Here is a 24,469-nt window from a genome sequence, read left to right as displayed (position 1 = left end):
CCCCTACCATGACAGTGCCTTACCAGTCGTAAGTCAGGCTCGACACCACCGTACGCCCTTCGCCGTAGTAGCAATCCAGGTCGCTGGTGCACTGCGACACGTAGGTTTTATTGGCAAGGTTCTGCACGTTCATCGCCAGCTTCACGCCTTTGAGCTTGAGGGGCGAGGCGCCCAGGTCGTAGCTCAGGCTGGCATCGTAGACGGTGTAGGACGGCACCGTGAACGCGCCGGCAACGTAGTCACCCATACTGCTGCGCGAGTAGCGGGCACCCAGGCCGACGCCGAGGCCGGCCAACGGGGTGTCGCCGATCACGCTGTAGTTGACCCACAGCGCTGCCGTCAGGGGTGAGATACCGGCCGGGTGGCGGCCTTCGCGACCTTCGTTGTCCTTGGTGTACTTGATGTCGTTGCGCGCCGCCGAAGCGATCACATCCCAGGCATCGTTCAACACTGCCTTGGCTTCAAACTCGACGCCGCGCGAACGCATGGCACCGCTCTGACTGCTGAAGTTGGTGAGCGGAATGGCCGTCAGGATATTTTCCTGGTCCAGTTGATAGACCGAGACCTGCACAAAACTTTCCTGGCCCGGTGGCTGGTACTTCACGCCGACTTCGTACTGGTTGCCGGTGGACGGGTCGAAGGGCTTTTGGTTGGCATCGGTGCCGGACAGCGGCAGGAAGGATTCCGAGTAGCTGATAAACGGCGCCAGGCCGTTATCGAACAGGTACACCAGGCCCGCACGGCCGGTGAAGGCCTGGTCCTTGCTGCTGGTGCGGTCGTCGCTCAGCGGCGCCTTGTTGACCACATTGGCCCAGTCATAGCGCCCGCCGAGCACCAGCGCCCATTGGTCCCACTTGATCTGGTCCTGCACATACAGGCCGGTTTGGGTGATGGTGTTGTCCCAGCGATAGGGTTGGCCGAAATTCAGCGGCTGGCCATACACCGGGTTGAACAGATCGATGATCGGCGGGTTGCGGTCATAGAGGCCGAGGAACCTGGAGTTGGAGTGGTAGTAATCCAGGCCCACGATCAGGGTGTGGGAGAACTCGCCGGTGGTGAATTCGGCCTGGGCGATGTTATCCACGCCAATCACTTTGTTGTTCTGCCTCCAGTCCACGCCGAAGCGTTGCAGGTAGCGTTGATCCATGGCGCCAGTGGTCGGGTTGGCGACAAAACGGTAGCCGTGCAACGGCGCCACATAGCGGTCGTCCACTTCGGCATAGCGCGCGTTTTGCTTGAGGGTCCAGGTGTCGTTCAGGCGATGGGACAACTCGTAGCCGAAGGCAAATTGTTCGCGGTTGTACTGGTTGACGCCTGGCTCGCCGATAAACACATCACGGTCGATCTTGCCGTTAGGGTTGCGCCAGACCGTGCCGGACGCCGGCAGGCCCTGGGCTTCGGGCACGCCCTTGTCTTTCTGGTACTGGGCAAACAGGGTCAGGCTGGTGTCGTCGTTGGGCCGCCAGGTCAGGCTGGGCGCAATGAATTGGCGGCGGTTCTCGAAGTAGTCGATCTCGCCCTGCTCGTCCTTGAGGCGCCCGGTGAGGCGATAGAAGAATTGGCCTTGATCGTCCAGCGGGCCGCTGAGGTCGATGGCCGCGCTTTTGTGCTCGTAGGTGCCGGCTTCGAGCACCACCTGGCGCACCGGGGTCTCGCTGGGGCGCTTGCTGACCATATTGACGATGCCGCCCGGCTGGTTGTGGCCGTACAGCACCGATGCCGGGCCCTTGAGCACTTCGATGCGCTCCAGGGAATAGGGCTCGATCTGCAACGCACCGCCGGTACTGCCGCCGCCATAAGGCAGGTGCAAGCCGTCGAGGTACAAGGGGGTGGGCGAGAAGCCACGGGAGGTCGGCTCGTCGAACAGCTTTACCCGGTCGGAGAAGCCCCCGGCACTCATGCCAGGGGTGTAGAGCAGCGCCTGGGTCACGCTTTGTGCGCCACGCGCCTTGATTTCGGCGGCGGTGATCACGTTGATGGTCTGGGGGATTTCCACCAGTGCCGCATCGGTCTTGCTGCCCGTGGCGCTGCGGGTGGCGACGATGCCATCGACCGGGCCCCAGGCGTTTTCCGGGGTCTGCTGGGCGCTGATCTGAGTTGCACCCAACTGCACCGAACCGTCCCCTGCAAGGGCCTGCACCGACCAGCCGTTCCCGGCCTGCATCGCCACCAGGCCGCTGCCGGCCAACAAATGCTCCAAGCCCGGGCCGGTGGCATAGCGGCCCTGCAAGCCAGGGCTGCGTTTGCCGGCAGTCAGTGACGCATCCACCGAGAGCAAAATCCCCGAGGCGCTGGCGAAGCGGTTCAACGCCTGGTCCAGGCTGCCGGCAGGGATGTTGTATTGGCGCAAGGCTGCGCCGGCGCTCTCCTGGGCCTGGACCAGGGCCGGGACGAGCGGCACAGTCGCCAGCACACAGGCAAACAGGCCACGGCGCAGGGCGCGGGCCAGGGGTTGGATTGGGCGGTGCGGCATTGCAGGACTCCCCGTGAGAACGCTTCTTGATTGGCTTTCAAGAGGTATCCCGGACGGGATTGGAAAACCGACAAAAGAAAATCAAAAAAAACGGTGGCCACAGATTTTCCAAACTAAAACACCATCAATGTGGGAGCTGGCTTGCCTGCGATAGCGGTGGGTCAGTTGGCCCATCTGTCACTGATACACCGCTATCGCAGGCAAGCCAGCTCCTACAGTTGATCGAGTCAAACCCTGGGTTTGATGGTGACCCAGTAACGGGTCACCGCCTGCACCCGCACCGGCAATGAACGCTCAAGGGCGGCGAGGATCGCGTCAGTGTCATTGAGCGGAAACACGCCGGTCAGCAACAGCCCGGACACGGTCTCGTCACAGCGCAACAACCCTGGCCGATAGCGGCTCAGTTCAGCCACAAACCGCCCCAGCGGCTGGCGCTCGGCAATCAGGCGGTGCTGGGTCCAACTGCTGGCGTTGGCATCCAGCGCGGTCACTGCCGAGGCCTGCGTTGCGCTGAACCACAGGCTCTCGCCCGCTTTCATCAGCACCGGCACACCCTGCGCCGGGCGCACCTGCACGCGCCCTTCATACAGATCGACGCGGCTGCCGTCGTGCAGTTCGCGCACGGCAAAGCGGGTGCCCAGGGCCTGGATATCGCCCGCAGCGGTTTCGACGATCAGCGGGCGCGACGGATCGTGGCCGCTGGTCAGCAGGATCTCGCCGCGGATCAGGCGGATACGCCGCTGCGTGGTACTGAAGCGCAGGTCGATGGCACTGTCGCTGTTGAGGTCCAGCTGGGTGCCGTCGCTCAAGGTCAGGTGGCGAATTTCGCCGGTGGCGGTGCGCTGCTCGGCAAACGCCGCCTGCCACGGCTGGCTGCCCTGCACCAGGTAGCCGCTGCCACCGGCCACCAGCAACAGCCCAAGCAGTTTCAACGCCGCCCGACGCTGGGGGTCCGGCGCGTCGCGCAACACTGCACGGGCGCTGTCGGCGGGTACGCCGCCCAAGGTCTGCTGCAACTGCTGCAAACGCTGCCAGGCGCGACGATGCTCCGGGTCTGCCGCCTGCCAATGGGCGAAAGCCTGGCGCTGGGCCCCGTCGAATTCGCCACCCCATTGCAGCATCAGCCATTCGCTGGCCTGTTCGACCACGGCCTGGGCAATCGGCGCGTCATGGCGGGCTCTCATTCTTCGTAGGCCACCTGGTAGCAGGCGATAATCGCGCGGGTCATGTACTTCTGCACTGAACTGATCGTCACCCCCAGGCGCTCGGCGATCTGCGCATAGGTCAGGCCCTCGAACTGCGACAACAGGAACGCCCGCCGCACCTTCTCGGGCATGCGGTCGAGCATGGCGTCGATCTGCATCAGGGTTTCGAGAATCAGCGCGCGGGTTTCCAGGCACGGCGACTCCGGTTCCGGCAGATGGGCGATGCTCTCCAGGTAGGCGCGCTCGATGCGCAGGCGGCGCCATTGGTCGATCACCAGGTTGCGGGCGATCTGCGTCAGATAGCTGCGGCTTTCCTGGGCCCCGGGAAAACGCCCCGACACCAGCAGGCGCAGGAAGGTGTCCTGCGCCACGTCGGCGGCGTGCTCGCGGTCGCCCAGGCGCTTGCGCAGCCAGCCTTGCAGCCAGCCATGATGGTCGCGGTACAGGAGATGAAGCTGTTGCTGGCCGTCAGTCGCGGTGTCCATGAATTGCCCGGATACACTATTGAGAGCAATTATCATTACAGCTTGTATCGCGACTGGCAAAAAACTTTATCTGTTACCGCCCGGCGGTCTGCAACGGATACACCGACTCCCAGCCTCCGCCCAGCGCCTTATACAGGCCGACCATGGCCAGGGAAACGCCGGTGGAGCTTTCCACCCATTGCTCCTGGGTCGCCAGCAAGGCGCTCTGTACCGTGAGCACGTTGACGAAATCCACCACCCCTTCGACGTACTGGTGCTGGGCAGTGTCCAGGGCAATCTGGTTCTGGCGCACCGCTTCGGTCAGGCTGTCACGGCGCAGTTGGCTGGCGTTGTAGCGGGTCAACTGGTCATCGATTTCATGCCAGGCACGCAGCACGGTCTGCTGGTAAGCCAGGGCCGCTTCCTGCTGCTGGGCTTCGCGCAGGTCAAGCATGCCCTGCAAGCGACCGCCGTTGAACAGCGGCAGGCTCAGCGACGGGCCGAAAGCAAAGGTGCGTGAGCCCCAGGAGCCCAGATCCGACAGTTGCATGGCCTGGGAGCCGAGGCTGCCCGACAGAGTGATCCGTGGGTAGAAGTCGCCCTTGGCCACGCCGATGCTCGCGGTCGCCGCATGCAGGCGTGCCTCGGCCTGGCGGATATCCGGGCGGCGCTGTGCCAGTTGCGACGGCAGGCCAATCGCAACCTGGCGCTGGGTCTGGGGCAGCGCGGCGTCCGGCGACAGTTGCGCATGCAAGGCTTGCGGGGCCTGGCCCATCAACAGGCTCAGGGCGTTGATCAATTGGTCCTGGCGCTGCTGCAAATCCGGCAGGCGCGCTTCGATGGTGGCCACTTGCGCGGCGGCTTCGGCGACATCCAGGTGGGTGGCCACGCCATCGGCCAAACGCAGTTGCGAGAGCTTCAGGCTACGCCGTGCCACGTCGAGGTTTTGCTCGGTGACCGCACGGGTGCTTTGCACGCCGCGTAGCTGGATGTAGTCCTGGGCGGTCTCGGCCAACACCGACAGCAGCACACTGCGGCGGTCGTTCTCGGCCACTTGCAGGGTGGCGTCGGCGGCTTCGGTTTCACGCCGTACCCGGCCCCAGAAGTCCAGCTCCCAAGAGGCGGCGAAACCGGCGTCCCACAGGTTGAAGGCCGAACGGCCGTTATTGCCGGAGGGATCGCTCAGGCCGTTGGCGCTATTACGTTTGCGCCCGTAGTTGCCGTCGGCACTGAGCTGTGGATAGCGCTCGGCGGTCGTCACCTGGCGCACCGCGCGGCTCTGTTGCAGGCGGCTGCTGGCCAGTTTCAAGTCGAGGTTGTCGCTCAGTGCCCGGCGCACCAGCGCCGACAGTTGCGGGTCGTGGAACACGTCCCACCACTGTTCTTGCAATGGGTCGCTGACCGCGCGGCTGGCGGCCTGGCGGCCCTGGGGCTCGGCCCAGTGCGCCACCGGCTGGGCGTCGGGCCGTTTGAAATCCGGGCCGACGGTGCAGGCACCCAGGCTGAGCAGGCTGAGGGTAAGCAGTGCAACTTTTCTCATTGCTGCGCCACCTCACGCTGCTGCGCACTGGGCTGGGTTTTGACGCTGGCCTCCACCGACATCCCGACCCGCAGGCGATGCACCTGCGCCTGGCCCGGCTCCAGGATGATTTTCACCGGAATGCGCTGCACCACCTTGGTGAAGTTGCCGGTGGCGTTGTCCGGCTTGACCGAAGCAAAGGTCACCCCCGTGGCCGGCGCCAGGCTTTCCAGGTGGCCGTTGAGGACTTCACCGTCGAGGCTGTCGACCCGCACTTCAACCGCTTGCCCGGCATGCATATGGGACAGTTGGTTTTCCTGGAAATTGGCCACCACATAGGCGTCGGCCAGCGGCACCACGGCGAGGATCTTGCTGCCCGGGGTGACAAAGGCACCGACCCGCACCGCCCGCTCGCCGACCATGCCATCCACCGGCGCGACAATGCGCGTGTACGACAGTTGATAGCTGGCCATTTCCAGCGCCGCCTGGGCGCGTTTCAAGCCACCTTCGGCGGCATCGCGCTGGGCGCTGAGGATTTCCACCTGCTTGCGTTCAGCCGCCAATACCGCCGTGGCATTGGCCAGGCGCGCGGTGGCCTGGTCGATGCGGGTCCTGGCTTGCTGGGCGTTCTGCACAGTGCCGGCGCCGACCCCGGCGAGGTGGTTGTAGCGGTTCAATTCGTGTTCGGCAAAGGCCACTTCGGCGCGGTCGGCGGCCACCGTGGCCTGGGCCTGGGCGATCACCGAGCTTTGCCGCTCAAGGGTGGCCACCGCATTTTTCAGCTGGGCCTGGGCCATCAGGGTTTCGGCATCGGCGGCTTGGGCGGCGGCGCGCAAGTCGCGGTCATCGATCAGCGCCAGCAACTGTCCGGCCTTGACCTGCTGGTTGTCCTCCACCAACACCTCTTTGATAAAACCGGCGACCCGAGGCGCCACCAGGGTGTAGTCGGCAGCAACGAAGGCATCGTTGGTGGTCTGGCGCTTGCTGCCAAACATGCCCGGCGCCAACAGGTAAACCAGCACGCCCACGGCGAATACGCTGATAACAGTCACGGCAATCTGGTCTTTGCGTTTCATAAAAATCCTTTATCGGTGTCAGCAATCAAGCGGGTGCACGCGGCGGGAAAATCCGCGTCGGCATCCAGAAAATCAGGAGGATCAACGCCACCGCGACAGCGGCCATGACGTAATAGAGATCCGAAGACGTCAGCACCACGGCCTGCTGGTGCAGACGATGGGCCAGGCCCGGGGCCGTGCTGTCGGCCAGGGGCGAGTTGCCCAGGGCGTCCACCAGCATGCTCGAGTGAAAATGCAGGCGGTGGGTGGTCAGCACCTCGATCACCCCGGTGGCGACCACCGCCGCCAGGCCCTTGACCGTGTTGAACCAGGCCGAGGCAAACGGCCCGTCGGTGGGCACGATGCTGCCGGTGGACAGCATCAACAGCGGCAACACCGCCATCGGCTGGCCGAAGATTTGCAGCAGTTGCAGCACGTAGAACTCATCCCGGATCCACGCCGAGGTCAGTTGCGCACCGCCAAGGCAGGACAGGGTCAGCATGCCCAGGCCAATCCCCAGCACCCAGCGGCAATCCACCCAGCGCAAGTTGCACAGGGCAGCCACCAGGGGCAGCGCGAGCAACTGCGGCAGCGCCATGATCAGCATCACCGGTGCGGTTTGCAGCGGCCGGTAGCCCTGCACCTGCGCCAGGTAGCTGGAGGGCAGGATGATCACCGCCTGCAATACCACCAACACCCCGGCCAGTACGAGCAAGGCGAAGGCCAGGTTGCGCAGGCCGAGCATCTGCAACTTGAAGAACGGCAGCGGGTGCGACCATTCATTGAGCATGAACAGCACCAGCAACAGCACCCCGCCCACCAGCAGCGTGCTGATCAGCGGCGACTCGAACCAGTCCAGGCGGTTGCCCTGCAAGATGCCGATCACCAGCATGCAGATCGCCGGGAAGCTCAGCAGCAGGCCGCGCCAGTTGAACTGCTTGAGGCGCTCCAGGCGCAGCGGGTCCTGGGGCAAGCCGTAGGCCACGGCGGCCATGGCCAGCAGGCACGGTGCGACGATCTGCCAGAACGCCCACTGCCAGCCGACGTATTCGGTCCAGAGTGCCGCCAGCGGCGTACCGAGGCTGGGGCCGAAGGTGGCGGTCAGGGCGTAGCCGGCCAGGCCGTAGAGCTTGACGTGGGCCGGCAAAAAACGCAGGGCCACGGTCATCAGCATCGGCGGTAGAGCGCCACCGGCCAGGCCTTGCAGGGTGCGTAGCAGCAGCAGGCTTTCGTAGTTCGGTGCCAGCGGGCACAGCACCCCCAGCAAGGTGAACAGGCCGATGGCCCACAGGGTGAAGCGGCGCAGCGAAAACGTCACCGAACACCACGGCGCAAAGGCCATGGCCGAGACGGAGGTGGCGGTGTAGGCGGCGACCAGCCAGGTGCCTTCGTCAAACCCGATGTACAGCGCACCGCGAATATCGGCGAGGGCAACCTTGGTCACCATTTCGTTCAGGCCCGAGACCAGCACCGCCAGCAGCACGCCGACCAGGCCGATAATGATCCGTGGGCCGAACACAGGGGGGCTGACGGCGGCGGGTTTGGCGGCGGCCAAAGGCGCGGGGGCAGCGAGGGAGGTCATGAAAGTACAACTCGGCAATAGAATACCCGAGCAGTTTAATAAGGCTTAGACATGACGAAAACTGACTTATCGGAAGGTTATAACTGCACCAGACGCAATGATTGAATGTGGGAGCTGACTTGCCTGCGATAGCGGTGTGTCAGCTAAGGCATCTGTCACTGATACACCGCTATCGCAGGCAAGCCAGCTCCCACACAAGCTAGGCTAGCTCCACACAGTTGGATGGGAGTCGTCAGGTGGGCTGGGCTTCGCGCCAGGTGGCCGCGCAGCTTTCGCGCATGGTTTCGCGCAGCCATCGGTGCGCCGGGTCTTTGTCGAAGCGCGGGTGCCAGGCCTGGGTCAAGACCAGGGTCGGCAGGGAGATGGGCAGGGTAAAGGCGCGCAGTGGCAGTTTCAGGCGATTGGCGCTGTACAGCGCTTCCTTGGGCACCGGCAGGAGCAGGTCGGAGTCGGGCAACATGAACATCGCGCCGTGAAACCCCGGCGCGATCATCGCCACCCGGCGCTCCAAACCCTGGGCATTGAGGGCGGTGTCGATCGGCCCACGGGCGATACCGCGCCGCGAGATGCTGATATGGGAATAGCTGGCAAAGCGCGCGGCGGTGATTTCTTCGTCGAACAGCGGGTGGCCTTCGCGGGCCAGGCCGACGAAGGTGGTGGAGAACAGGTTCTGCACTTTCACTTCCGGGGTGATCGGCATGGTATTGCCGACGCGCAGGTCCAGGCGCCCTTCGCGCAAGGCTTCGTCATCGCTGTCGCCTTCCGGGACAAAACGCAGCTCGCAATGGGGTGCCACCCGTTCCATGGCATCGAACAAACGACCGCCATACACGCCGACAAAAAAGTCATTGGCGCGCACGCTGAACCGCCGGCGCAAGGTGCTCAGGTCAACCTCGTCCGCTGAGCGGAACAACAACGCCGCCTGCTCCACCACATTGCGCACCTGGCCCTGCAACTCCAGGGCCTTGGGCGTCGGCACCAGGCCGCGACCGGCGCGCACCAGGATCGGATCGCCCACCGCTTCGCGAATGCGCGTCAGGGTACGGCTCATCGCCGCCGGGCTGAGGTTCATCCGCCGCGCGGCGCCCACCACACTGCCCTCGTCGAGCAAGGCGTCGAGGGCCACCAGCAGGTTCATATCCGGTAATTGCATGCCAAGCACTCGTGATGGGTTTGGAGTACAGCGCACGCAATCGTAGCAGGCTTTTTAGCGCTGCATGCCCCAGCGCTTCACAGTGGCGCGCTCGAGGGTATCGAACACCAGGTTTTCCACGAGTAGGCCGATCAGGATCACCACTGCCAGCCCGGCGAATACCTTGTCGGTGTACAGCTCGTTGCGGTTCTGGAAGATGTACCAGCCCAGGCCACCCTTGCCGCTGGTGGCGCCGAATACCAGTTCGGCGGCGATCAGCGTGCGCCAGGCAAAGGCCCAGCCGATCTTCAGGCCGGCGAGAATCGACGGCAGCGCCGCCGGGATCAGGATAAACAGCACAAAGCGCATGCCCTTGAGGCCGTAGTTGCGCCCGGCCATGCGCAGGGTTTCCGACACCCCCATAAACCCCGAGTACGTGTTGAGCGCCAAGGCCCAGAGCACCGAGTGCACCAGCACAAAAATCAGGCTGTTCTGCCCCAGGCCAAACCACAGCAAGGCCAGGGGCAGCAGAGCAATCGCCGGCAGCGGGTTGAACATCGAGGTCAGGGTGCTCAGCAGGTCACGGCCCATCTGGGTCGAGACCGCCAGGGTAGTCAGGGCAAAGGCCAGGACAATGCCGATCAGGTAGCCCTTGAGCAGCACCACCAGCGAGATGCTGACTTTGCCCAGCAACTCGCCACTGGCAATGCCATCGTAGAAGGCGTGGAAGGTCTGTAAGAAGCTGGGCAGCAGCAGGTCGTTGTTCTGATAGCGCGCCGTCGCTTCCCAGAGGATCGCCAGCACGATCAGGATCAGGCCCTTGCGCAGCCAGCCTTGTTGCCACAGGCGTTGGCGCAGGGGTAAGGCGCGCTCCACGGCCACGCCGGGCAGTGGTTGCAGGGTGATTTCATATTCCTGGCGCATGGGCACAGTCCTTCAGTAAGCGATGCGGATATCGGCGAAATCCAGTTCGGTTTCTGCCTCGGGCGACTCATCGAACAACAGGCGATGAATACGCCGCGCCGACGCCTGGAACGCCACACCACCGAGGCTGTGCAGGTCGTATTGATGGCTGTGGATTTCGGCGCGCACCCGCCCTGGATGGGGCGACAGCAACAGGATGCGATTGCCCACCACCAGGGCTTCTTCGATGGAGTGGGTGACAAACAGCAGGGTGAAGCGCACCTCTTCCCACAGCAGCAGCAACTCCTCCTGCATCTTGCGCCGGGTCAGGGCATCGAGGGCGGCGAAGGGCTCGTCCATCAGCAGGATTTTCGGCTGCATGGCCAGCGCCCGGGCAATCGCCACCCGCGCCTTCATGCCACCGGACAGGGTGTGCGGATAGGCGTCGGCAAAGGCGCTCAAGCCGACCTTGTCGAGGTAGTACAACGCCCGCTCCTCAGCTTCGCGGCGCTTGAGGGTCCTGGACGCCAGCAACGGGAACATCACGTTCTGCTTCACGGTTTTCCAGGGCGGCAGTTGGTCGAACTCCTGGAACACCACGATGCGATCCGGGCCCGGTTGCTCGACCTTTTGCCCCAACAGGCGGATCTCGCCTTCGCAGGGTTTGATAAAGCCGGCCACCGCCTTGAGCAGCGTGGATTTGCCGCAGCCCGAAGGCCCTAGCAGTACAAAGCGGTCAGCCGGATCGATCTCGAAGCTGACCTGGTGAGTGGCCCGCACCACCCGTTCGGGGGTGCGGTATTCCAGGCTGACGTGATCCACCGCGAGCAAGGCTTGGGCGGTACTCAGACTGCTGGCCGTGTGGCCTTGCAAGAGCGCGTTCATTTCAGCTCCCTTGCAGCGGCTGGGCATCCTGGAAGAAGTAATCCTGCCACGACTCGGGTTTGTGCTTGATCGCGCCCACGCGGTAGAGGAACTCGGCCAGCGGGTAGGTGTTTTTCGGGGTGACGCTGAATTCAAATTGCGGGTTGTCGATGATTTTCAGCAGCGCGGCACGGTCGATCTTGGCCTTGGTCACGCGGATGTAGGTGTCGGCAGCGGCGCCCTTGTCGTTCTGCGCAAACTGCGCGGCCTCGGTCAGGGCATCGATGAAGGCCTTGTAGGTTTTCGGGTTGTCGTTGCGAAACTTCTCGGTGGCGAACAACACGGTCGGCGAGTTCGGCCCCAGCAGGTCATAGGTGTTGAGCACCACATGTACGTTCGGGTTGGCCAGGGCCTGATCCTGGAACGGCGGGTTGGAGAAGTGCCCAGTCAGCTCGGTGCCGCCGGCAATCAAGGCGGCCGTGGCGTCCGGGTGCGGAATGGCGATGGTGTATTTATCCAGGCGATTGAATTCCTTGTCGCCCCATTGCTTGGCCGCCGCGTATTGCAAAAACCGCGACTGCACGGAAACCCCCACGGCCGGCACGGCGATGCGGTCTTTTTCGGTGAAGTCGGCGATGGTCTTGACCTTGGGGTTGTTGCTGACCAGGTAGTACGGGAAGTTGCCCAGGGAAGCCACGGCCTTGACGTTCTGCTTGCCGTGGGTACGGTCCCAGATAGTCAGCAGCGGGCCGACACCGGCGCCGGCAATGTCGATGGAGCCGGAAAGCAGCGCGTCATTGACCGCCGCGCCGCCGGACAACTGGGTCCAGTCGACCTTGATATCGATACCTTGCTGCTTGCCGTATTTCTCGATCAGGTTCTGGTCGCGCACCACGTTGAGCAGCAGGTAAACGATGCCGAACTGCTCGGCAATGCGGATCTCGCCTTCGGCCTGGGCGACAGTCGGAGCAACCAGACTGCCGGCCAACAGGCTGACGCCAAGGCCCACGGTCGCGGCCAATCGTGCAAAGGGGGTTTTGCTGGACATGGTCATGCTCCTAATCAGAAGGGGGCGTCGCCCTGGATGGTGGTGCGAAACAGCTTGCGGCGCAGGTGGCTGGGGCAACCGGCGGCCAGGTGGATCAGCGAGCGGTTGTCCCAGAACACCAGGTCGTGGGGCTGCCAGCTATGGCGGTAGATGTTTTGCGGGTGGATGCTGTGGGCGAAGAGCTGGGCCAGCAGGTCGCGGCTTTCGTCTTCGGGCAGGCCGACGATACGGGTGGTGAAACCTTCACTGACGAACAGTGCCTTGCGGCCGTTTTCCGGGTGGGTGCGCACCACCGGGTGCACCACCTCGGCGACCTGGGCCAGTTGTTCGGGGGTCAGGGTTGGGCGCCAGTTGCCTTCGAATTTGGTTTCGCTGTAGCGCGCGGTGTAGGAATGCGCAGCGCTGCGGCCTGCCACGGCGCGGCGCAGGTGCCCGGGCAACTGGTCCCAGGCTTTGTGCATGTCGGCAAACAGGGTGTCACCGCCTTCGGCCGGCAGTTCCTGGGCATGGAGCATCGAGCCCAGGCTCGGCAGGTCCTTGTAGGACAGGTCCGAGTGCCAGAACTTGCCCGCATCGCCCAGGCCGATGGATTGGCCGTTCTCGATGATGTTGGAGACGATGAGGATTTCCGGGTGGTTGGCCAGCAGGAACTGTTTGAGCACATGGATCTGCAACACGCCGAAACGGCGGCTGAAGGCGATCTGTTGCTCGGGGGTGATGCGCTGGTCGCGGAACACCACCACATGGTGGTCCAAGTGCGCACGGTGGATGCGGGCGAAGTCCTGGTCGTTGACCGGGCGCGACAGGTCCAGGCCGATGATCTCGGCGCCTACGCTGCCGGGAAATGGGCGGATGTCGAAGGTTTGGGCGGTGGGCAAGGCGGCTGTGGCGGTGGACATGAGATCACTTCCTGGCAGTCAGGAGAGTGACTTTATAGATATAAGAATTTGAATTTAAATACCGTTAGAGAATAACGATATGGCCTTTTAGGGGGTTGAGGCCGGAAAGTGTGGTGGAGTTGAGGGCCCTATCGCAGGCAAGCCAGCTCCCACATTTTGACCGTGTACACCGATCCAATGTGGGAGCTGGCTTGCCTGCGATGAGGCCAGGCCGGGCAATCGCGATCAACGCTCCTGCAACGACTCCGCCCGGGCCTTGATGATGGGCTTGAGCAGGTAGCTGAGGATGGTTTTCTTGCCGGTGATGATATCGACCGAGGCGACCATGCCGGGGATGATGATCAGCGGTTTCTCATCGGTGCCCAGGTGGCTGCGGTCGGTGCGCAGGGTGATCATGTAGTAGGTGGTTTTCTTGTCTTCATCGGTGATGGTGTCGGCACCGATACGCTCCAGCTTGGCCTTGAGGCCGCCGTAGATGGTGTAGTCATAGGCGGTGAACTTGACCACGGCCTCTTGCCCCGGGTGCAGGAAGGCAATGTCTTGCGGGCGGATCTTGGCTTCCACCAGCAGGGTGTCGTCCAACGGTACGATTTCCACCATGTCGCTGCCCGGCTGGATGACCCCGCCAATGGTGTTGACCAGCAGTTGCTTGACGATCCCACGCACCGGCGAGGTGACCAGGGTCCGGCTCACTCGGTCTTCAAGGGCTTTGCCGGTGGCCTGGGCCTTGTTCAGGTCGGTGCGGGCTTCGTTGAGTTCGGTCAGGGCTTCGCTGCGGTATTTACCGCGGGTTTCGTCGATCTTGCGCTGCACTTCCTTGATCGCCGAGTCGGCGCGGGGGATGGCCAGGGTGGTGGCGTCCAGTTGGCCACGGGTTTCCATTTCTGCACGCTTGAGGCGCAGCACTTCCACTGGCGACACCGCACCCTGGGCGACCAGGGGCTCGGACATGTTGATTTCCTGGCGCTGCAACGACAGCTGGCTACGGTACTGGCCCTGCTTGGAGGTGTATTCGCGCATCTCCTGCTGGCGCTGGGTCAGTTGTTCTTGCAAGCCGCCGATTTCGTCCTTGAACTGCTGGCGCCGGCTTTCGTACAGCGACTGCTCGTTGATGGCCTGGGTGGGCGCCGCGGCCCGCACGTCTTCAGGGATATTCAATGGCCGGTCTTCGACCTGGGCGCTCAAGCGTTCGATGCGCAGCAGCAGGGACAGGCGCTGGGCCTCGGTTTCCCCGGCGTTGGAGACAAAACGTGTGTCGTCCAGGCGAATCAGCGGCGCGCCGGCTTCGACGATCTGCCCTTCCTTGACGTACAACTCGGCGACGATGCCGCCTTCCAGGTTCTGGATCTTCTGCAGCTTGGAGGATGGAATGGCCTTGCCGTCCCCACGCGTCACTTCGTCGACCTGGGCAAAGCCGGCCCACAGCAACATGCACAGGAAAAACCCGATGATCCCCCAGATGGTCAGCCGCACCACGCGCGGGGCATCTTCGATCAGGGCCTTCTTGACCTCGGGCAGTGGCTGGCCATCCAGTGAATCGGAACCAATAAAGTAACGACGGACCGCGTCCTTGAATTTACGCAACACTGATCTGCCCCTTCTTCAACGCTTCCATCACGATGGCTTTCGGGCCATCCGCGAGGATCTGCCCACGGTCGATGACCAACAAACGGTCCACCAGGGACAGCAACGACGCACGGTGCGTCACCAGCACCACGGTCTTGTTGGCCACAACGGATTGCAGACGCTGTTTAAGGCGCTCCTCACCGGTGTTGTCCATGGCGCTGGTCGGTTCGTCCAGCAGCAGGATCGGCGGGTTGAGCAGCAGGGCACGCGCCAGGGCGACGTTTTGTCGCTGGCCGCCAGAGAGGTTCTGGCCACGCTCGCCCACTTGCAGCTCGTAGCCTTGCGGGTGCAGACGGGCAAATTCGTGGACACCCGCCAGTTCGGCGGCTTGCAGCACCACTTCATCTTCAACGTAGCGGGCGCCGGAGACCAGGTTGTCGCGCAGGGTGCCGGCCAGCAGCTGGATATCCTGGGGCACGTAGCCGACGTTGTGGCGCAGTTCGCTGACGTCGATCTGGCGAATGTCTACACCGTCTACCAGCAAGGCGCCGGAGTCGGGTTGGTAGAGGCCCACGATCAGTTTGGCCAGGGAGCTTTTACCCGAGCCGCTGCGCCCGATGATGCCGATCTTCTCGCCGGGCTTGATCACCAGGTTGATGTTCTTGAGCGCCATGTTCTGCTGGTTGGGGTAGGTGAAGTTCAGGCCCCGGCACTCGATGGCGCCTTGCAGGGTGCGGCGGCTCAAGGGGCGCTCTTCAAAGTTGCGCTCCTGGGGCAGCTCCATCATCTGGTCGGTGGAGACCATGGTGACTTTGGCCTGCTGGTAGCGGGTCATCAAGCCCGACAGCGACGCCAGGGGGCTGAGGGCGCGGCCACTGAGCATGTAGCAGGCAATCAGGCCGCCCATGCTGAGGTTGCCGGCGATGATCTGGTAGACGCCGAAGACAATCATGATCACACCCGCCAGTTGCTGGATCAGCAGGGTGATGTTCATCGACAGCCCAGAGAGCATTTTCACCCGCAGCTCAAGGCGGCTGAGGGTGCCAATGGTCTGTTCCCACTGGTACTGGCGCTCGCTTTCGGCGTTGTTGACCTTGACCGCATCCAGCCCGGCCAGGGTTTCGATCAGGCTCGACTGGCGCTCGGAGGCCAGGGCCATGGTGCGCTCCATGGTGGCGACCAGTGGCTTTTGCAGCAGGTAGCCGATGCCCAGGGCAATCGGGAAGGCCAGCATGGGGATCCACACCAGGTGCCCGCCGAGGATGGCGATCACCAGGAAGATCAGCAGGGTGAACGGCAAGTCGATCAGGCTGGTGAGGGTCAGGGACGCGAGGAAGTCGCGCAGGCTCTGAAACTCGTGGATGTTCTGGGCGAAGCTGCCGACCCGCGCCGGGCGGTACTTCATCGACATGCCGACAATCCGCTCGAACAGCGTGGCCGAGATGATCAGGTCGGTTTTCTTGCCGGCCAGGTCCAGGCACAGGCTGCGCAGGCTCTTGAGGACCAGGTCGAAGACATAGGCGATAAAAATACCGGTGGCCAGCACCCACAAGGTGGCGATGGCCTGGTTCGGCACCACGCGGTCGTAGACGTTCATCACGAACAACGGCGCGGCCATGGCAATCAGGTTGATCAGGAAACTGGCGGCGATGGCATCGGCGTAGAGCCAGCGCGAACGCTTGAGGGTGTCGCGAAACCACGAGCGGGCCCGGGGGATCAGGGTGCCGTGGCTGACATCGAATTTGTGCTGGGGCTGGGCGAAGAACACTTTACCGATGTAGTCATCGGCCAAGGCTTCACGCTTGACGATGGTTTCACCGCCATCGCTTTCGCTGAGCAGCACCTGGGCCTCGTCTTCACCCTGCCAGCCAAGCAGCACGGCACTGCGGCCGTCCTTGAGCAACAGCAGCGCCGGCATGGCAATCGCGGGAATCGAATCGAGCTTGCGTTGCAGCAGCCGCCCTTGCAAACCGGCGCGGGCGGCGGCCCGGGCCAGCAAATCGGCAGTCAGTTGCTGCGATGGCAATGGCAGACCGGTGGTCAGCATCGCCGCACTGGCGGGCTTCTGGTGCAGGGCGCAGAGCGCCAACAACCCGTCGAGTAACGGGTCGTCGTGCAATGTGCGTGGATCATGACTGAGATGGACTCGACTAACTTCTGATTCCACGCGGGCTCTCTCAACTAACGGATAGGTCTATAAGGAATAGCTCAATTCATCCCCGGCAGTTGAACTTTCGGCTTCACGTCGTTCTGTACGACGGAGGCCATCGGTGCGACCACTCCCTGGCTCTTGAGCAACTCGCCCATGGTCGCCTTGATTCGGTACTGAGTAAATAACTGAACGTTTTTTATCTCTTCCAGACGACGCGAAGCGGTGAACAATTCGTTTTCACTGTCGAGCAAGTCGAGCAGGGTCCGCTCGCCCAGGGTGAATTGCTTCTGATAGGCCGTGCGCACACTGGTGCTGTGATCGACGTATTGCTGAGCGATCGGCACCTGGGCGTTGGCGTTGTTCAAGGCGTTCCAGGCCAGGCCCAGCTCTTCGTTCAGCACGCGCAGAGCATTGTTGCGAATATCCAAGGCCTGATTGGACTGATAGGACTTGGACTCCAGATCGGCCTTGTTGCTGCCACCGGCAAACAGGTTGAAACGCATGCGGACCATGGCTTCCCAACCGTTGCTGTGGGAAGGCTGACCACTGATATTATTGTCGGCATTCGTGCCCAGTTCGGCATCGAAACGTGGGTAGAAGGCAGATTTGGCGGCTTCATACTGCTTTTCGGCGGCGACGATATCGGACTCGGCCGAACGCAGGATCGGGCTGTTGTCGAGCATCTGGCGGCGCGCTTCGTTCAGGTCGGCGGGCAGCATGGCAAGGCCGCCCGGACGCTCCAGTTGGTCGGGCATCTGGCCAACGGCGCTGAAATAGTTGGTCTGGGCGTCGGCCAGGTTGGTCTGCTCGGTGATCAGGTTGTTGCGGGCCTGGGCCAGACGGGCTTCGGCCTGGTCCAGGTCAGCGCCGCTGCCCACGCCACGCTGGGCGCGCAGCTTGATCTGGTCGTAGATACGCTCGTGGTTACGCAGATTGTCTTCGGCCAGGCGTACAAACTCGCGACGGGTCAGCACATCCAGGTAAACCTGGGCGACGGTCAATGCCGTGCGCTCGGAAGTGCCGAGCAACGAGTAGGCACGGGAATTGACGGTGGCTTGTTGACGCCCGACTTCGTTGGAGGTGGCAAAACCGTCAAAAATCATTTGCTGCAAACGCAGGCTAGACTCACCACGGCTCAGAGTATCCCAATCCTTGGAGCTGCCACGGGAAGCATTGTTGGCACGGGTCGTGGAATTATCGGTGCCTTCACGGCCATAACCCGCCAAAGCATCCACCCGCGGCAGGTAACCGCCCTGGGCCGCCTTCAATTGGTAGTCGGCAGACAGGCGGCTATTCACCCCGGCCTGGATTTCCGGATGCACATCCAATGCTTGCTGCATTGCTTGCGGCAAGGTTTGAGCTTGTACAAAGCTGGTAGCGAGGACGAACGGTATTGCCTTGAGCAGGTGCAGACGCATTTAGGAATTCCCCAGGACTTCTTGTCTCAAGTCACAGCAGATCAGGCCGCTGTGTCGGAAAATGGCAACCGTAATGACCGTACGTCGGAAAGTTCAAAAGCGGAACTGGTTCACACATGTAGGACGGTTCGCCGCGCAAATATCAATGTGACATTAGTGGAGCGATTGTTTAGGATGGCGCCAAGAAGGTCAATAGTTTGGCATAAAGTTAATTGCGAAATAAAGAAGCCAAAATATTGACGAAACAATCGTCAAATTTCAAAGCACCTCCAACCTGGCGTCTAACTAGTGGCCAGGCCTATGGAAGTCACCCGAACGGATCGCCGGAGAAATCTTCATGAGCAGTGTTGTTGCCATCGTCAAAAGCATTGTTGGCCAGGTTTTTGTTATTTCTCCGGAAGGGGCGCGGCGTGTACTCGTTGAAGGTGACCGCCTGTTCGCAGGCGACCAAGTCGACACCGGTATGTCGGGCGCCATCAGCCTGGAGCTGGCCGATGGTCGCATTCTGGACCTGGGCCGCGATACCCAGTGGAGCGCCGCGACACCGGACTCCAGCACCGACCTGGCCGCAGCGACCGCCCAGGCCGCGCCGTCAGTTGCCGAGCTGCAACAAGCCATTGCGGCCGGCGCTGACCCGACAACCGACCTGGAAGCCACCGCCGCCGGCGCAAATGCTCCCGGTACGGGCGCTGCGGGGGGCGGTCACAGCTTTGTCCTGCTGGATGCGACTGCGGGCAGCGTTGCGCCGCAGATTGGCTTCCCGACTGGCGGCCTGGGCTTTGCCACTTCGCCCCTGACCCAAGACATCGGAGGGCTGGGCACCAATGCAGGCCTGGTCCAACAGGCGGCCACCCTGACGCTGAGCGCAACCCCGACGATCACCGAAGCCGGTGGCGTGCTGACCTATACCGCCACCGTGACCCAGGCATCGAGCGGCGACCTGAATGTGACCTTGTCCAACGGTTCGGTGATCACCATCCCCGCCGGCCAGTTGACCGGATCCGTCAATGTACCCTTGGCGCCCAACGACAGCCCGTACATCGACCCGGGCCAGATCACCGTCACCATCACCGGCACCACTGGCGGCGCCAACCTGATCGTGACCACCGACCCAACACCGGCCGTGACCCAGATCACCGACACCATCGACACCACCACGGTCACCCTGACAGCAGGCGAAACGGTGACCGAGGGCGGCCCGATCACCTACACCGCCACCTTGACCAACCCGGCGCAGACCCCGGTCACCATCACCTTGAGCAACGGCTCGGTGATCACTATCGAACCGGGCAAGTCCACGGGCACCGTGGTGGTCGAAACGCCGGCCAATGACGTCTACAACAATGGCAGCACGGTCAGCACCACGATTACCGGGGCAACCGGGGGCAACTTTGAAAACCTGGTGCCCGACACCACGCCAGCCGTCACCACGATTACCGACTCGCTCGACGACACCGGCCTGACCCTCACCGCCACCAACACGGTCACCGAGGGCGGCCAGATCACCTACACCGCGACCTTGACCAACCCGGCGCAAACCCCGCTGACGGTCACCCTGTCCAACGGTTCGGTGATCACCATCAAGGCCGGCGAATCCGTGGGCACCGTGGTGGTCGACACCCCGGCCAATGACGTCTACGTCAACGGCAGCACGGTCACCACGACCATCACCGGAACCACCGGCGGCAATTTTGAAAACCTGGTGCCCAACCCGGCGCCAGCCGTCACCACCATCACCGACTCGGTCGACACCACCACCGTGACGCTGACCGCACCGGGCGATGTCAGCGAAGGCGGCCAGATCACCTACACCGCCACGCTCTCCAATAAGGCGGAGACTGACGTTACGCTGAAGCTGGATAACGGTTCGACCATCATTATCAAGGCGGGCGAAACCATTGGTTCGGTCACGGTCGATGCTCCGGGCGATGACGTGTTTGTCGATAAGAGCACGCAAACCGTCAAGATCACCGAGACAACCGGCGGCAACTTCGAGAAACTGGAAGTGGCGGGCGATGGGGCAACCACCACCGTCAACGACACACTCGACAAGGTCGATGTGGTCCTGACCGCGACGACCACCGTGGGCGAAGGCGGTACTATCGTCTACACCGCGTCGCTGGTGGACAAGGCTGGCAACCCCGTGACCAATGCCACCAATCCGCTGACCGTGACGCTGGACAATGGCCAGACCATTACTATCGGCGTCGGCCAATCCGCCGGCACCACCACCACGGTTGCGCCGAACGATGTGTATGAAGGCAACCAGACCGTCACCACCGCCATCACCCAGGTGACCGGCGGCGCGCATTTCGAGAACCTGGTGCCAGGCACTACGCCGGTCAACACCACCGTAACCGACACCCCCGGCACCACCGACACCACCACCGTCACCCTGACCGCGCCAGGCGAGGCCAACGAAGGCGGGACCATTACCTACACCGCGACCTTGAGCAACAAGGCCGGCAGCGACCTGACCCTGACCCTGAGCAACGGTGACGTCATCACCATCGCCAAGGGCGAGACAACCGGCCAGGTGACCTCCAAGGCACCGGGCGACGACGTCTTCAAAGACGCAGGTCCGATCAACGTCACGATCAATCCAGACTTCGTGGGCGGTGGTTTCGAGAAGCTGGATATCGCACCGGGTGGGGCGACAACGCAGATCAACGACACCATCGACAAGGTTGATGTGGTTCTGACGGCGACCAAAACCGTGGGTGAAGGCGGCGAGATTGTCTACACCGCCACGCTTGTGGATAAAAACGGCGCACCGGTGCTGAACACCACCGGCCCTGTGACTGTGACGCTGGATAACAACCAGGTCATCACCATCGGTGTGAACCAATCGAGCGGCACTGTTTCGGTTGTGGCTCCAGATGACGTGTACAAAGGCGACCAGACTGTTACTACCGGCATCAAGGAAGTAACTGGCGGCGAGCACTTTGAAAACCTGGTTCCGGGTACTGACAAGGTCACCACGACTGTTACTGATACCCCAGGTACCGATAACACCACCACTGTGACTTTGACGGCTCCGTCGGAAGTGAGTGAGGGTGGCAAGATCACCTACACCGCTACGCTTTCTAATAAAGCGGATACTGACGTCACCCTGACCCTCGACAACAAGCAAACCATCACCATCAAAGCTGGCGAAACTGTCGGTACCGTGACGGTGGATGCCCCTGGCGATGACGTGTTCATCGATAAGAGCACCCAGACTGTCCAGATCACCGACACCGCCGGCGGTAACTTCGAGAAACTCGTGGTGGCTGGCAATGGCGCGACTACCACGATCAACGACACCATCGACAAAGTCGATGTGGTGCTGACGGCCACTAAAACCGTGGGCGAAGGCGGCGCAATTGTCTACACCGCCACGCTTGTGGATAAGAACGGCGCACCGGTGCTGAACACCACCGGCCCTGTGACTGTGACGCTGGATAACAACCAGGTCATCACCATCGGTGTGGACCAATCGAGCGGTACTGTTTCGGTTGTGGCCCCGGATGATGTGTACAAAGGCGACCAGACTGTTACTACCGGCATCAAGGAAGTAACTGGCGGCGAGCACTTTGAAAACCTGGTTCCGGGTACCGATAAAGTCACTACCGTGGTGACGGATACACCGGGTACCGATAACACCACCACTGTGACTTTGACGGCTCCGTCGGAAGTGAGTGAAGGCGGCAAGATCACCTACACCGCTACGCTTTCTAATAAAGCGGATACCGACGTCACCCTGACGCTCGATAACAAGCAAACCATCACCATCAAAGCTGGCGAAACTGTCGGTACCGTGACGGTGGATGCCCCTGGCGATGACGTGTTCATCGACAAGAGTACCCAGACCGTCAAGATCACCGACACCGCTGGCGGTAACTTCGAGAAGCTCGTGGTGGCTGGCAATGGTGCGACTACCACGATCAACGACACCATCGACAAAGTCGATGTGGTGCTGACGGCCACTAAAACCGTGGGCGAAGGCGGCCAGATCGTCTACACCGCGACCCTGGTGGATAAGAACGGCACACCGGTGCTGAACACCACTGGTCCGTTGACGATCACCCTGGATAACAAGCAGGTCATCACCATTGGTGTCGATCAATCGAGCGGCACTGTTTCGGTTGTAGCACCGGATGATGTGTACAAAGGCGATCAAACCGTTACTACCGGCATTAAAGAAGTTACCGGTGGCGAGCACTTCGAGAACCTGGTTCCAGGTACCGACAAGGTCACCACGACTGTCACTGACACACCGGGCACCGATAACACCACCACTGTCACCCTGACCGCGCCAAGCGCCGTCAACGAAGGCGGCAAGATCACCTACACCGCCACCTTGAGCAACAAGGCTGACACTGACGTCACCTTGACCCTCGATAACAAACAAACCATCACCATCAAGGCCGGTGAAACTGTCGGTACCGTGACGGTGGATGCCCCTGGCGATGACGTGTTCGTCGACAAGAGCACCCAGACTGTCCAGATCACCGACACCGCCGGCGGTAACTTCGAGAAGCTCGTGGTGGCTGGCAATGGTGCGACTACCACGATCAACGACACTATCGACAAAGTCGATGTGGTGCTGACGGCCACTAAAACCGTGGGTGAAGGCGGCCAGATCGTCTACACCGCGACCCTGGTGGATAAAAACGGCACACCGGTGCTGAACACCACTGGTCCGTTGACTATCACTCTGGATAACAAGCAGGTCATCACCATTGGTGTGGACCAATCGAGCGGTACTGTTTCGGTTGTGGCCCCGGATGATGTGTACAAAGGCGATCAAACCGTTACTACCGGCATTAAAGAAGTTACCGGTGGCGAACACTTCGAGAACCTGGTCCCAGGTACCGATAAAGTCACCACGACTGTCACTGACACACCGGGCACCGATAACACCACCACCGTCACCCTGACCGCGCCAAGCGCCGTCAACGAAGGTGGCAAGATCACCTACACCGCCACCTTGAGCAACAAGGCTGACACTGACGTCACCCTGACACTCGACAACAAACAAACCATCACCATCAAGGCCGGCGAAACCATCGGTACCGTGACGGTGGACGCCCCAGGCGATGACGTGTTCATCGATAAGAGCACGCAAACCGTCAAGATCACCGACACAGCCGGCGGTAACTTCGAGAAACTCGTAGTGGCTGGCAATGGCGCAACCACCACCATCAACGACACCATCGACAAGGTCGATGTAGTCCTGACGGCCACTAAAACCGTGGGTGAAGGCGGCCAGATCGTCTACACCGCGACCCTGGTGGATAAAAACGGCACACCGGTGCTGAACACCACCGGCCCGCTGACTATCACCCTGGATAACAAACAAGTCATCACCATCGGTGTAGACCAATCGAGCGGTACTGTTTCGGTTGTGGCCCCGGATGATGTGTACAAAGGCGACCAGACTGTTACTACCGGCATCAAGGAAGTAACTGGCGGCGAGCACTTTGAAAACCTGGTTCCGGGTACTGACAAGGTCACCACGACTGTTACTGATACCCCAGGTACCGATAACACCACGACCGTGACTTTGACGGCTCCGTCGGAAGTGAGTGAAGGCGGCAAGATCACCTACACCGCCACCTTGAGCAACAAGGCTGACACTGACGTCACCCTGACACTCGATAACAAACAAACCATCACCATCAAGGCCGGCGAAACTGTTGGCACGGTGACGGTGGATGCCCCTGGCGATGACGTGTTCATCGACAAGAGTACCCAGACCGTCAAGATCACCGACACCGCCGGCGGTAACTTCGAGAAGCTCGTAGTCGCAGGCAATGGCGCCACTACCACCATCAACGACACCATCGACAAAGTCGATGTGGTGCTGACGGCCACTAAAACCGTGGGCGAAGGCGGCCAGATCGTCTACACCGCGACCCTGGTGGATAAAAACGGCACACCGGTGCTGAACACCACTGGTCCGTTGACGATCACCCTGGATAACAAGCAGGTCATCACCATTGGTGTCGATCAATCGAGCGGCACTGTTTCGGTTGTGGCACCGGATGACGTGTACAAAGGCGATCAAACCGTTACTACCGGTATTAAAGAAGTCACCGGTGGCGAACACTTTGAAAATCTGGTTCCGGGTACCGACAAGGTCACCACGACTGTCACTGACACACCGGGCACCGATAACACCACCACTGTCACCCTGACCGCGCC

15 protein-coding genes are annotated in these 24,469 nt (G+C 61.9%); 1 reads left to right on the top strand and 14 read right to left on the bottom strand.

The genetic code is table 11. From position 1 onward, the window contains the following. Window positions 1-19 precede the first annotated feature (19 nt). From AC07W7_RS19730 to AC07W7_RS19665, 14 genes are all read right to left on the bottom strand, one after another. Window positions 20-2,473 carry a TonB-dependent siderophore receptor gene (locus AC07W7_RS19730; RefSeq protein WP_495039954.1) on the bottom strand — a complete coding sequence of 818 codons (2,454 nt, stop codon included), beginning with the start codon at window positions 2,471-2,473 and terminating at the stop codon, window positions 20-22. Between the two features lie 227 nt (window positions 2,474-2,700). Then, a complete protein-coding gene (locus AC07W7_RS19725) occupies window positions 2,701-3,657 on the bottom strand; it encodes a FecR domain-containing protein (RefSeq protein ID WP_495039953.1) in 957 nt (318 codons plus the stop codon). Then, window positions 3,654-4,163, bottom strand: coding sequence for a sigma-70 family RNA polymerase sigma factor (locus AC07W7_RS19720; protein WP_076961978.1), 510 nt, complete (start codon window positions 4,161-4,163; stop codon window positions 3,654-3,656). Before AC07W7_RS19720 ends, AC07W7_RS19725 begins: the two co-directional genes overlap by 4 nt. Before the next feature lie 73 nt (window positions 4,164-4,236). Continuing rightward, a complete protein-coding gene (locus AC07W7_RS19715) occupies window positions 4,237-5,682 on the bottom strand; it encodes an efflux transporter outer membrane subunit (RefSeq protein ID WP_076961977.1) in 1,446 nt (481 codons plus the stop codon). After that, entirely contained in the window at window positions 5,679-6,737 is a 1,059-nt protein-coding gene (locus tag AC07W7_RS19710) for an HlyD family secretion protein (protein ID WP_495039952.1), read from the bottom strand. Before AC07W7_RS19710 ends, AC07W7_RS19715 begins: the two co-directional genes overlap by 4 nt. Before the next feature lie 25 nt (window positions 6,738-6,762). Next, the gene (locus AC07W7_RS19705) at window positions 6,763-8,298 is read right to left on the bottom strand and encodes an MFS transporter (RefSeq protein WP_495039951.1); all 1,536 of its coding nucleotides are present in this window, start codon (window positions 8,296-8,298) and stop codon (window positions 6,763-6,765) included. A gap of 232 nt (window positions 8,299-8,530) precedes the next feature. After that, window positions 8,531-9,451: a LysR family transcriptional regulator gene (locus AC07W7_RS19700; RefSeq protein WP_076961974.1), complete on the bottom strand. Its 921-nt coding sequence runs from the start codon at window positions 9,449-9,451 to the stop codon at window positions 8,531-8,533. 54 nt (window positions 9,452-9,505) lie between these two features. Next, the gene (locus AC07W7_RS19695; protein ID WP_495039950.1) at window positions 9,506-10,354 is read right to left on the bottom strand and encodes an ABC transporter permease; all 849 of its coding nucleotides are present in this window, start codon (window positions 10,352-10,354) and stop codon (window positions 9,506-9,508) included. A gap of 12 nt (window positions 10,355-10,366) precedes the next feature. Next, window positions 10,367-11,218 carry an ABC transporter ATP-binding protein gene (locus AC07W7_RS19690; RefSeq protein WP_495039949.1) on the bottom strand — a complete coding sequence of 284 codons (852 nt, stop codon included), beginning with the start codon at window positions 11,216-11,218 and terminating at the stop codon, window positions 10,367-10,369. 1 nt (window position 11,219) lies between these two features. Then, window positions 11,220-12,245 (bottom strand): ABC transporter substrate-binding protein, encoded by a 1,026-nt coding sequence (locus AC07W7_RS19685; RefSeq protein WP_495039948.1) that lies wholly within the window; start codon window positions 12,243-12,245, stop codon window positions 11,220-11,222. Window positions 12,246-12,259: 14 nt separating this feature from the next. After that, window positions 12,260-13,144, bottom strand: coding sequence for a TauD/TfdA dioxygenase family protein (locus tag AC07W7_RS19680; RefSeq protein ID WP_495039947.1), 885 nt, complete (start codon window positions 13,142-13,144; stop codon window positions 12,260-12,262). 225 nt (window positions 13,145-13,369) lie between these two features. Further along, on the bottom strand, window positions 13,370-14,731 hold the full coding sequence (locus AC07W7_RS19675) for an HlyD family type I secretion periplasmic adaptor subunit (RefSeq protein WP_495039946.1): 1,362 nt from the start codon (window positions 14,729-14,731) through the stop codon (window positions 13,370-13,372). Beyond that, window positions 14,721-16,877, bottom strand: a complete 2,157-nt coding sequence (locus AC07W7_RS19670; RefSeq protein ID WP_076961972.1) for a type I secretion system permease/ATPase — start codon at window positions 16,875-16,877, stop codon at window positions 14,721-14,723. Before AC07W7_RS19670 ends, AC07W7_RS19675 begins: the two co-directional genes overlap by 11 nt. A gap of 41 nt (window positions 16,878-16,918) precedes the next feature. Beyond that, window positions 16,919-18,280, bottom strand: coding sequence for a TolC family outer membrane protein (locus AC07W7_RS19665; RefSeq protein ID WP_495039945.1), 1,362 nt, complete (start codon window positions 18,278-18,280; stop codon window positions 16,919-16,921). 337 nt (window positions 18,281-18,617) lie between these two features. Here AC07W7_RS19665 and AC07W7_RS19660 point away from each other — a divergent pair. Further along, a partial coding sequence (locus tag AC07W7_RS19660; protein ID WP_495039944.1) for a retention module-containing protein occupies window positions 18,618-24,469 on the top strand: 5,852 nt, incomplete at its 3' end.

Source organism: Pseudomonas sp. GW821-FHT01D09, assembly GCF_059422465.1.
Note: the sequence above shows the minus strand (reverse complement) of the source record. Positions and strands in the feature narration are given on the sequence as shown.